The organism is Massilia sp. CFBP9012 (genome assembly GCF_034045115.1).
GTDB lineage: Bacteria > Pseudomonadota > Gammaproteobacteria > Burkholderiales > Burkholderiaceae_D > Telluria.
The window spans coordinates 131,947-142,103 of the sequence record NZ_JAXCWM010000015.1; the positions used below are offsets into that span (position 1 = coordinate 131,947).

The window sequence follows — 10,157 nt, forward strand, 5'->3', positions numbered from 1 at the left end:
TCTCCATTGGTGGTCAATCGAATGCCCCGGTCGGGGCGGTTAATATCAGTGCACGGCGCGGGTGAGGGCGGTGATTTCCTGCTGCAGGCCGAAGAATCCGGTCACCAGCCAGCCCATTACCAGAGACAGGGTCAGGATCGCCAGGCCGTTGAGCACCTTCATCTGGCCGGCGATCGCCTCCACCCCTTCCTCCATCCATTCCTGCGCCAGCGTCGCCAGCGCTTCGGTGAAGCCCTTGTAGTCGGCGTAGACGCACAGGTCGTCGATCACTTCCTGCGACGGAAAGCCGTAGCCGGCGTTGCGCAGCGCCTCGCCGCAGTTCAGGCCCGACTTGACGCCCATCAGGGCGCCATCGAGCCGCTCGCGCAACCAGGGGCTGGCGGCGTCGGACAGGCGCATCAGCGATTTCTCGACGCTGATGCCGGCCCCCTGCAGCGCCGAGAACGCCAGCAGGAAGCTGCCTCCCGCCAGCAGGCGGTAGATCGACCAGGGTGCGACCCGGTCGGCCAGGGCGCGCAGGCTGCCGCGCCAGCGCGGCAACGAGAAGACCACCAGCGCCGCGAGCGCGCCCAGCCCGGCCAGCACCGGCAGCGTCCAGTGCCGCACCGCCTGCGACATCCAGTACAGCGACGCCGCCACCCCCTGCCATTTGGCGGGATCGACCAGCATCGCGAACTGCGGCACCACCTGGGTGCCGAACACGTACACATAGGCCAGCGTCAGTCCGAATAGCGCGGCCGGATAGGCCAGGCCGCCGACCACCACGCGCCGGATCTTCTTGCCGGCCTGGGCCACTTCGATCAGCACGTAGAGTGTGTGTTCGAGGCGGCCCGATTGTTCCCCGGCCAGGATGATCATCTGCTCGTTCTGCGGTATCCACGGCTGCAGCGCCTCGGACAGCATGCGGCCGTTCTGCAGCATGCGGCGGCAGTCGTCGCAGATGATGACCATGGCGTCGCGCTTTCCGCCGCGCGCCGCCGCGCGTTCGCGCAATTCGTCGATGATCCTGAGCAGCGGCAGGCCGTTGCCGAGCATCTTGGCCACCTTGCGGTAGAAGCGCAGGCGCGGCACGTCTCCGAACTGCAGGCGCGCGAACGCGCGTTCGATATCAATGGGCATGGATATGCTCCCCTCCGGCGGCCGTCATGCCGGCCGCCAGGTCGCGCCACGCGGCCAGTGGCCGGCCTTCCGTGACCAGCAGACCGACCGTCTTCTCTGCAGTGCGCGGATCGACCAGGCCGGCCGCGACCTTGTCGATCGCGTGTTCGACCAGCGTGCGGCCATCGAGTTCGGTGCGCCAGTAGGCCAGCGCGCCACGCTTGTCGCCGCCGCGCAGCAGCTCGCAGAAGCGGTCGTCGGGCAGAATCACTTCGGCCAGCACGCTGCGTCCCGAGGTGGCGCGGCCATGGCAGTGCTGGCAGCCGTCGCCGGACACGCACACGCCTTGCAGGTTCGGACCGAGGGCGCCATGCAGGCGCGCCAGCAGCGCCGGCTCGAACAGGTGGCTGCGGGCGGCCAGCGGCTGCTTGCAGTGCGGGCACAGCAGCTTGACGAGTCGCTGGCTGATCAAGCCACTCACGACGGTGTGGTCGGCTACCATGCCGATCGGCAGTCCCAGGTCGACCAGGCGGTCGACGATCGCGATCGCGCTGTTGGCATGCACCGTGCTCCAGACCTGGTGGCCGGTCATGGCCGCGCGCAGCGCGCTGCGCGCCGAGGCGCCGTCGCGCACTTCGCCGATCATGATGGTGTCGGGGTCGAGCCGCAGGGCGTTGGCGATGGCAGCCGCGAACAGGCGGCTGCGCTCGTTCTCGTCGGCGGCGTTCGTGACCGCAGTCTGCACCGCGCCCGGGATCGGGTACTCGATCGGATCTTCGACCGTGAGGGCGTGGATGCTGCCGCCCGATTCGATGATCTCACCGGTCAGCACGCGCTGCAGCGTGGTCGACTTGCCCGAGCCGGTGGGGCCGCTGATGATGTTCATGCCGATCGGCTGGTTCTTGAGGATGGCGATGGCCGCAGCGTGGGCCGGGCTGAAGCCCAGAGGCAGCAGGTCGATGTCGTCGCCGGCATCGTTGTACAGCAGGCGCAGCACCATCAGATTGCCTTCGGCGGTGGGGGCGGTGGCGATCCTCACCCCATCGAGCATGGGTGGCAGCTTGTCGCGGTCGCCGATGCTGGCATCCTGGCGCTCGGTCGGCTTGTAGCTGCTGTCCGAGACCGCAGTCATGGCGCCGTACAGCGTCGCCAGCAGGCGCTCGCCGTATTCGCGGGTCTGGCTGCCTACATGCACCAGATCGTTGTGGATGCGGAAGTGGAATTCGGTGCTGAGACGGTTGACGCGGATGTGCACGTCCGAGGCGCGTTCGCGGCAGGCTCGCGTCAGCAGTTCCTTGGCCGTGACCTGCATCAGCGAGTGTTCCTGGTGGCGCGGGGGGGCGCCGCCGCTGCCCGACTGGTAGGCGCGGCAGATGTCCTCGATCGAGCTGGCCACGGTCAGGAAGGGCTGTTCCATGCGGCGCAGGCGCGCCTGGTAGGACTGCACGTGGGGATTGAGTTCCTGGCCGGCGGCGACCAGCAGGCGGCCGTCGGACAGCAGGCACAGGAGCTTTCTTTCCTCGTCGCTGGCCATCAGCTTGCCGCTGCGGCTGATCACATCGGCCACTTCGGCGCTCTCGGACGCCGCGCCTGGACGCGTGCCGGTGGGTTTCATGGCTGCCCTCCAGGAACGGTCGCCACCGCCACCGGTGGCGGCAGTGCCGACAGCGTCCATGGCAGGCGCGCCGGGGCGGTGACGCCGGCTGCGGCCGGTCCGGCGGCGCTCGCAGCCGGCGCATGGGCCAGGCGAATGCGTTCCTTGCGCCCGCGGCCTACCACCACTTCGCCGGCGCGCACCGACAGCACCGTCATCCCGTTCGGCAGCACTTCGCCGATCGCCGCGTCCATCTGGCTGCCGTTCTCCATCATCAGGGTGGCGTGCATCCGGTGGCCGATGCCCTCGACCGCGACCACGGTCGGGTCGCCGGCCCGCGCGGGGCGCTCCAGTTGGCGTGTTTGCAGATGGCGCTGGGCCAGGTCGTTGCGCTGGGCCGCCAGTTGCAGCCGAACCGCCATCTGGCGTTCCTCGGCCTTGAGCAGCAGGGTTTCGTTTTCGATCCTGGCCAGGCTGTCGGCGGTCGAGCGCGCGCCCGCGGCTTCGTTCGCCGGCTCGGCGGCGATGGCCGTCAGCGACGCTGCGAACAGGGCGCCCAGGACGGCGGCGCGGGTTGGGTAGTCATTTCGCATACAGCACTCCTTCGAGAGACCAGGTTCCGGAACGGTAGGTGATTTTTTCGAGCCGCAGTCCGGGCATTTGCAGCATCGCCGGCAAGGCCTGCGGCGCCAGGCGGTCGAGCGCGACGCTGACTGAATAGGTGGTCCATCCCGGTGGTGGCGGCACGGCGCCGTCGGGACCGGGGGGCGCGGGTGGCAGCGGACGTTCGGCGACCTGGCCGGTCAGGCCGAGCCGTTGCCACAATTCCTGCAGCATGCGGCGGCCTTCGATCCCGGACGCCAGTTCCTCGGCGCGGGTGGCGCCGGCCTCGAGCGCTTCGGACAGGGCGGCGCGCTCGCCGCTGGCGTCGACCTGGGCCTGCGGCAGCGCCGCCAGCAGCAGGCCGAGATGCGATTCGCCGCGCCGCCAGCTGTGCGTGGCGTCGCCTGGTCCGCACTGGAATTGTTCGAGCGGCCAGCCGCCCGGCGCCAGGTGGCGCAGCCGTGCGAGGCAGCGCCGCACCAGGTCGTCGGCCGGCGCCTGCACGTGCCAGGGTGGAGGGGGCGGCGGCGCCGGTGGCGGCGCCTCGTGTAGCACTGCCTCCATGGCGCGCTGCTGCATGTCGCGCAACTGCTGGGCGCTGTGACGCTGGTACAGCGCGGCTGCCGTCACCAGCGCGGCCAGCGTCGCGCCGGCGCCGAGCAGCCAGGCGCGCCGCTGCGCGGGCCGGCCCACCGTGTCGAGGCGTGCCCAGCGGACCTTCGCGTCGCCGGCCAGCAGCGCATCGATGTCGACCGGGAGGAAGTCGTGAAAGCCGTACTGGGCGAGCTCGGGGTCGCCTGTCACGCGGTTCCAGCCGCCGAGCGCATAGTCGCCGTGCAGGCGTTCGAGCACCTGTTCGCGGGTGCCGGCGAAATCGCCGCCGGGCAGGAAGTTGGCATCGCGCACGGCCAGATAGGCCCACATCCCGTCCGGCAGCCGGAACGCGCCGAGCCAGTTGTGCGGCGCCTGCCGCTGGCCGTTGCAGAATCCCGCGTCCTGGGCCAGGCGCGCCGCCGCCACGCAGGCGAAGGAGGCCTGGCCGCGCCGTGCGCCGTCGCGGGTGTGGGCATAGCCTGCCTGCGCCATCGTGTGGTCCTTGCGCAGCACCAGCAGATCGGCGTCGATCTTGAGCGCCAGTGCGCGCGCTTCCGCCGCCAGCTCGCGCGGGCGCGACAGCGATTGCCAGAACAGGCCGCACACCAGCTTGTGGCGGCCGATGGCGATGGCGTGGATGCTCATGTCAGCTCTCGTCTCAGGCGCCGGCCATGGCCACGGGGGTGACCAGGATCACGATGATTTCCTTGCCGGCGCGCGCCTTGACGCCGCCGCCGAGCAGGAAGTTGGACGGGTGGCCGACGCCGTTGCGATCGAGGTTGTCGTCGGTCTGCTCAAAGCCGCTGATGATCAGGGTCTCGTTCGATTTCATGGCGACCCGCTGCAGGAAATTGCGGGTATCGACTTCCGGCGTCTGGATGATGGCGGCGTTGTCGCCGCCGCTCGACACCGTGTTCAGGCGCACCAGCGACGAGATATCCGTCGAGAACTGCAGCATCACGGTGCCGTTGTCCAGCAGGTGCGGCAGGATCGACATATTGAAGCCCGAAGTGACGGTGCCGGGCGTGAGCGAGGTGGAGCTGCCGACGTCCGCCGTCAGCGTGGTCTGCGACGACTTCAGATAGGCGGTCTGCTTGGCGACCTGGATCGGCACCGGCTGGTTGTTCAGGGTGACCACCGAAGCGGTGGTTTCGCGCCGCACCTGGCCCTGGTCGGACAGCGCGTCGATCATGACCTCGCTGCCGGCCCAGCGGCTGGCGCCACTGAGGATGCCCGCCGTGAAACTGCTGCCGCCGCTTGGCGCCAGGTTGTTGGTGATCTGGTAGCGGTTTTCGAGCGTCTGGTACAGCAGGTCCCATTTGATGCCGTAGTTGTCGCCCTGGTTCAGGGTCACCGCCAGCACCGTCACATTGATCATGACCTGGCGGCCGAGCGCCTTGTTCTGGGCCTCGATGAAGGCGCCGATGCGTTCGAGCGAGGCAGGGGTGTCGGTCACGGTCAGGGTGCCGGTGGCGGGCGAAGCCAGCACCTTGCCGCCGGCAGAGAGCATGATGGCGACCGTTTTTTCGAGGCTGCCGAACACCGACAGCTCCGATTTGACGGCGGTGTTCTGCACATTCGCCGAGCTGACGCCGCCACCGCTACCGCCGCCACCACCGCTGCCGCCCGCGGCGCCACCACCGCCGCCACCCGCGCCGCCTTCGTTACTCGCATTGCTGCTCACGCTTGCGTTCAGGGACGCGTCGCCCGGAATCGCATTGATCTGGAAGGTGCGGGTATCGTGGTGAAAGAACAGGATGGCGCCATCCGCATACTTCCAGGACACGCCGAAACGGGCGGCGGCGGTGTCGAGCAGGCCGCGCAGGCTGCCGCTGGCATAGACGATGTGCGTCGGAGCGCCGCCTGGCGCCGCGTTGGGGGCTGCGGGAGCGGTGGCGGCCCCGGTGGCGACCCCGGCGCCGCGCGCGCCCGGTGCCAGCGCATCGGCGCTGACGCGCACCGGGATCCCGGCGCGCACGGTAATGCGCTCGGCGAATTCGGACAGCGAGGCCACGCTGCGGTCGAAGGTCGCGTTCTGGTCGAACAGCGGCGGCAGTGCGGCAAGGTCGCGCTTGACCGTGCTGCGGCCGATCCACATCCCGTTCTCGCTGACCACCGAGGACACGCTGCGGCCGCGCGCCTCGACCTGGCCGACGTCGCGCACCATCCGCGCAGCCTGGCGCTCGCCGGCGTCGATGCGTTTGGCGACATCGCCCGGCAGGCCGCTGCAGGCGGCCAGCGCGGCGGCCAGCGCCACGACCAGGAACGGTTTGACAGGCAGGGAAGGGGACATCACTGGTTTCCTTTCGAAGTCACACGGATCACATGGTTGCCCCGGTACAAGACGACCTGCATGGGCGTTTCGGCGCCGGCCAGGCTGTCGGCGACGGCCGTCACGGCCTGCTCGAATTCGCCCTCGACGCGGGTGTTGGCATCGATCCGGAAGTCGACCGGCATTTCCCACAGCAGCTGCCAGCCGGCCTCGCGCGCCCAGCGCGCGAAGGTCTTGCTGAGCGTGCCGTCTTCGAGCTTGACGGTCCAGCTCGGGACTGGTTTGGGCGCCGCGGCGGGCGCGGTCGCGGGAGCCGTCGCAGTCGCAGCCTGCGCGACCTCGGCCGGCTTGGTTCGCAGGCGCATCTTCGGCGCCCCCGGCTTCGACGAGCTGATATACAGCACGGCGCCGTCGTAGTGCCAGACGAACTGGTGGAAGGAACCCAGCATGTCGAGCAGCACCGGCGGGGCCATATCGAAACTGCCCGTGACGCTGCCTTCGACTTCGTCGGCCAGATCGAGCTGGACGCGCATCGCGCGGGCGAAGTCGCGCAGCACCTGGCGCAGATCCTGGCGCTGGGCGACATAGTCGAATTTGGCGCGCTGCCAGGTCGGCGCGGGCGCGGCCGTCAGCGGCACGGACAGCGCCAGCAGCAGCGCGCAGGCGACGGCCCGCAGGCAGCGGCGATCGGATGGAACATTCTGTGCTGGCATGAAGACCCTGTCGAGGAAGGTGGACATCGAAACGGCGGCAGGCCCGAAGGCTTGCGGACGAATGGATTCTAATCAGCACACCGGAAACAGTTTTTCAAAAATTCTCATCGGCAACTTCGATAGTTGATGAGAAATGTTGATGTCTTCTGTGGCCAGACGAGGGGCATAGGGCGGAACCGGGCCGGCTTTCCGGCTCACACACGACCATCTCACTTCTGCGAACGGACACACCATGGCGGCGATACCTCAGATGATGCGGACCGCGACGAATCTGCTGTCGCGGGCCACGCCCCATCTCACCAATCTCGCACAGGCGGCCGGTGCAGCGGCGACGCTTCACGCGGCGGTGTCCGGCGGCGGGCAGGCCAGGACGGCGCCGGAGCAGGCGGCGCCGCCGCCGCGGTTCCGGCAGTGCGCCCGTTCGCAGCAATTGCAGCGGCAGTTCCGTGGAGAGCAGGCGGCGCGCGGCGCGCGTAGCGAGGCGGGTCGGGCGGACGAGCCGGCCGACCCGGTCAAGGGGGAGCTCAAGCGCATGTCCGACGAGGCGCAGGAGCGCGCGGAAGCCACGGTCGAGGCGGCGAAGTCAGTCGGCTGATCCTCTACGCCGCGCGCTGGAACCGGCGTGCGCCGCGCTCCACCCGCCGGTCAACTTTTTCTTGTTTCGATCGCTTTACCCTACTTCGGGAGTCATCATGATCAACCAATCCATGCCGGTCGACCCGACCGGCACCACCAGCAGGCTGCACGAGACCGCCCCGGTCCGGATCGATCCGGTCGTCGTCGACGACGGCGACGCGGCCGCCTTCCGCGCCGCCATGGCCCAGCATGCGCGCGCCGCCGGCGTCGCGTCTGACCTGGGCAATGCCAGCGGGCGCGTGGCGCTGGGCGAGCAGATCATGGGCCGCGCCAGCACCCTGGCAGAGGAAATCCAGGGCGACCAGCAATACGTGTCGAAGCTGCTGGAAACCGCGACCCGCAGCGGTGACTCGATGCACCTGATGAAGGCGATGATGGCGATGCACGATTACCAGACCCGCGTGCAGTTCGTGTCCAAGGTGGTGTCCAAGGCCGCCACCTCGGTCGATCAGCTGACCAAGCTGCAATGATCATGAGCATCGACCGTTACCCAGCCGGCGTTGCGCCGGTGTCGCCATGGCGCTGGCTGCGCCAGTTGCTGGCCCTGCTGGTGCTCGTATCGCTGTGCGCGTGCAGCCGCCAGGTGGTGCTGCAGAGCGACCTGACCGACGCCGACGCCAACGAGATCGTCGCTTTGCTGCGCCATGCCGGCATCGAGGCCCAGAAGCTGACCGTCAAGGGCGTGGTCAGCCTGCAGGTGCCTGAACCGTCGCTGGCGCGCGCCAGCGAGGCGATGCGCGCCGCCGGCCTGCCGCGGCGCCGCTTCTCCGATCTGGGCACGGTGTTCAAGAAAGAGGGCATGATCTCCACCCCGCTCGAGGAGCGTGCCCGCTACCTGTACGGCCTGTCCGAGGAACTGGCGGCCACGCTGCAGCAGATCGACGGCGTGCTGGCGGCGCGCGTGCACGTGGTGCTGCCGGAACGGGTGGCGCCGGGCGAGCCGGTGATGCCGTCGTCGGCGGCGGTCTTCATCAAGTACCGCGCCCCGTTCGACGAGGACGGCAATGTGGCGCGCATCCGGCGCATGGTGGCCGGCAGCATTCCGGGACTGGCCGGCGCCGACGGCGCCGCCAAGGTGCCGGTGGTGTTCACGCCGTCGCTCGAGCGGACGCTCGACGTCGACTGGCGCACCAGCTTCGGCGTGACGGTGCAGGCCGCGTCGGCCGGCCGCCTTGCCTTGCTGGTGTATGGACTGGGTGGACTGGCCTTCGTGGCGCTGGCCGCGTTGGGCGCACTGCTGGCTTTGCGCCATCCTGCGGTGGCCCTGTGGTGGCAGCGGCGCCGTCCCGGCGCGGCCGCGGCGGGGACCGCATGACGGCGCCGGCGTCCCTGTCGCCCGCCTTCGTGCAATGGTGGTTCGCGCCCTGGGAGCTGGCCGGCTTGGGCCAGGATGCCGGCGCCCCCGCGCCGCGCGACTTGCTGGGGCGGCGCGACGCCTACCGGCGCTGGTGCCTGGACGCCGGCATTCCGGCGGCCCTGCCGCCCGCCCCGGACAGCCGCTGGGCGGCGCTGGCTACCCTCGGTGACACCGAGCTGGCGCGGGCGGCGCGCCTGTTCGGCGGACTGTTCGCGGCGCGCATGCCGCTGCCGCAGGCCCTGGCCGGCCTCGAAGAAGACGAGCGGCGCTGGTGCGCCGGCGTGGCCAATCTGCAGCCACTGCCGCGTGCGCCGTGGCGCGCGTCGACTGCGCTGGAAGCGGGCCTGGACGGCGCCGGCCTGGCCTGGCTGGCGCTATGCCTCGAACACGGCTTTCCCGGCCTGTGGCCGCGCCTGCGCCTGCGCCTGCCGGCCAGCGCCGCCGCCGGCGCCGAGCGCTGCCTGCAGGATGGCGGCGCACCCCCGGCCGACGCCGCGCTGGCGCGCCTGGCGCGCTGCTGGACCCTGTGCGAGCGGCGCGCCGCCTGACCCCGACACGAAAGGCAGACCATGGATTTTTGCAGCACACGCATCGACATGCCACCCGGCCTGGTGGCCAGCCACGGCATCCTGAGCAGCGCGGCCCTGGCCCTGAGCGAGGACGCGCAAGTCGCCGCCGGGCGCCTGCTCGCCGAAGCGCAGACCCGGGCCGGCGCGCTGGTCGAGGACGAACTCGCGCGCTGCCGCGAGGATATCGGCGCGCGCCAGCGGCAGGCGCTCGGCCAGTTGCAGGCCATGCTGGCGGCCCAGGAGCGCCTGCCGCGCCAATTCCTGGCGCGCACCGGGCCGGTCGTCATCGAACTGGCCCAGGCGCTGTTCCTGCGCCTGGTGGGCGAGCTGGCGCCGCACGAACGCGCCCAAGTGCTGCTGCGCCAGTTGCAGACCGAGGCCCCGGCGCACCTGGCCGACCCGGAATTGCGCGTGCATCCGGAAGATGCGCCGTCGATCGCGCCGCGCCTGCTGCCGGCCGGCTGGCGCGTGCGCCCCGATCCGAACCTGGCGCGTGGGTGCTACCGGCTGGAATCCGGCGCCGGCGAGTGGCAGGTCGACTTCGATGCGGCGACCCTGGCCTTGTCGGATGCGCTGGACGCCCTGCAGGCGGCGCCGCCAGAAGAAGCGGCAGCGATATAGATTTTTTTTTGGCGCTGTCATCGTTACCTGTTGATGACCCCGAATGCAATACGCAGTAATTGCTCGACGGAAGTGACTCGGCCGCCATCGAGCGCCCACT

11 protein-coding genes are annotated in these 10,157 nt (G+C 70.0%); 5 read left to right on the top strand and 6 right to left on the bottom strand.

From position 1 onward, the window contains the following. Positions 1–45 precede the first annotated feature (45 nt). The 6 genes from SOM61_RS22605 to SOM61_RS22630 are packed head-to-tail and all read right to left on the bottom strand — an operon-like array spanning position 46 to position 6,874. A complete protein-coding gene (locus SOM61_RS22605; RefSeq protein ID WP_320476168.1) occupies positions 46–1,119 on the bottom strand; it encodes a type II secretion system F family protein in 1,074 nt (357 codons plus the stop codon). Next, the gene (locus tag SOM61_RS22610; RefSeq protein ID WP_320476169.1) at positions 1,109–2,713 is read right to left on the bottom strand and encodes a GspE/PulE family protein; all 1,605 of its coding nucleotides are present in this window, start codon (positions 2,711–2,713) and stop codon (positions 1,109–1,111) included. The genes SOM61_RS22605 and SOM61_RS22610 overlap by 11 nt, the downstream gene beginning before the upstream one ends. Then, a complete protein-coding gene (gene pilP / locus SOM61_RS22615) occupies positions 2,710–3,285 on the bottom strand; it encodes a type IV pilus biogenesis protein PilP (RefSeq protein WP_320476170.1) in 576 nt (191 codons plus the stop codon). The genes SOM61_RS22610 and pilP overlap by 4 nt, the downstream gene beginning before the upstream one ends. Next, entirely contained in the window at positions 3,275–4,534 is a 1,260-nt protein-coding gene (gene pilO2, locus SOM61_RS22620) for a type 4b pilus protein PilO2 (RefSeq protein ID WP_320476171.1), read from the bottom strand. Before pilO2 ends, pilP begins: the two co-directional genes overlap by 11 nt. Before the next feature lie 13 nt (positions 4,535–4,547). Beyond that, a complete protein-coding gene (pilN, locus tag SOM61_RS22625; protein ID WP_320476172.1) occupies positions 4,548–6,182 on the bottom strand; it encodes a PilN family type IVB pilus formation outer membrane protein in 1,635 nt (544 codons plus the stop codon). Continuing rightward, on the bottom strand, positions 6,182–6,874 hold the full coding sequence (locus tag SOM61_RS22630; protein WP_320476173.1) for a toxin co-regulated pilus biosynthesis Q family protein: 693 nt from the start codon (positions 6,872–6,874) through the stop codon (positions 6,182–6,184). Before SOM61_RS22630 ends, pilN begins: the two co-directional genes overlap by 1 nt. A gap of 232 nt (positions 6,875–7,106) precedes the next feature. Here SOM61_RS22630 and SOM61_RS22635 point away from each other — a divergent pair, with 232 nt between their 5' ends. From SOM61_RS22635 to SOM61_RS22655, 5 genes are all read left to right on the top strand, one after another. Next, on the top strand, positions 7,107–7,469 hold the full coding sequence (locus SOM61_RS22635) for a hypothetical protein (protein WP_320476174.1): 363 nt from the start codon (positions 7,107–7,109) through the stop codon (positions 7,467–7,469). Between the two features lie 97 nt (positions 7,470–7,566). Continuing rightward, on the top strand, positions 7,567–7,980 hold the full coding sequence (locus tag SOM61_RS22640) for an EscI/YscI/HrpB family type III secretion system inner rod protein (RefSeq protein ID WP_320476175.1): 414 nt from the start codon (positions 7,567–7,569) through the stop codon (positions 7,978–7,980). Between the two features lie 2 nt (positions 7,981–7,982). Then, positions 7,983–8,825, top strand: coding sequence for a type III secretion system inner membrane ring lipoprotein SctJ (gene sctJ, locus SOM61_RS22645; protein ID WP_320476176.1), 843 nt, complete (start codon positions 7,983–7,985; stop codon positions 8,823–8,825). Next, positions 8,822–9,415 carry a hypothetical protein gene (locus SOM61_RS22650; RefSeq protein WP_320476177.1) on the top strand — a complete coding sequence of 198 codons (594 nt, stop codon included), beginning with the start codon at positions 8,822–8,824 and terminating at the stop codon, positions 9,413–9,415. The genes sctJ and SOM61_RS22650 overlap by 4 nt, the downstream gene beginning before the upstream one ends. Positions 9,416–9,436: 21 nt before the next feature. Beyond that, positions 9,437–10,057: a FliH/SctL family protein gene (locus tag SOM61_RS22655; protein ID WP_320476178.1), complete on the top strand. Its 621-nt coding sequence runs from the start codon at positions 9,437–9,439 to the stop codon at positions 10,055–10,057. Positions 10,058–10,157 lie beyond the last annotated feature (100 nt).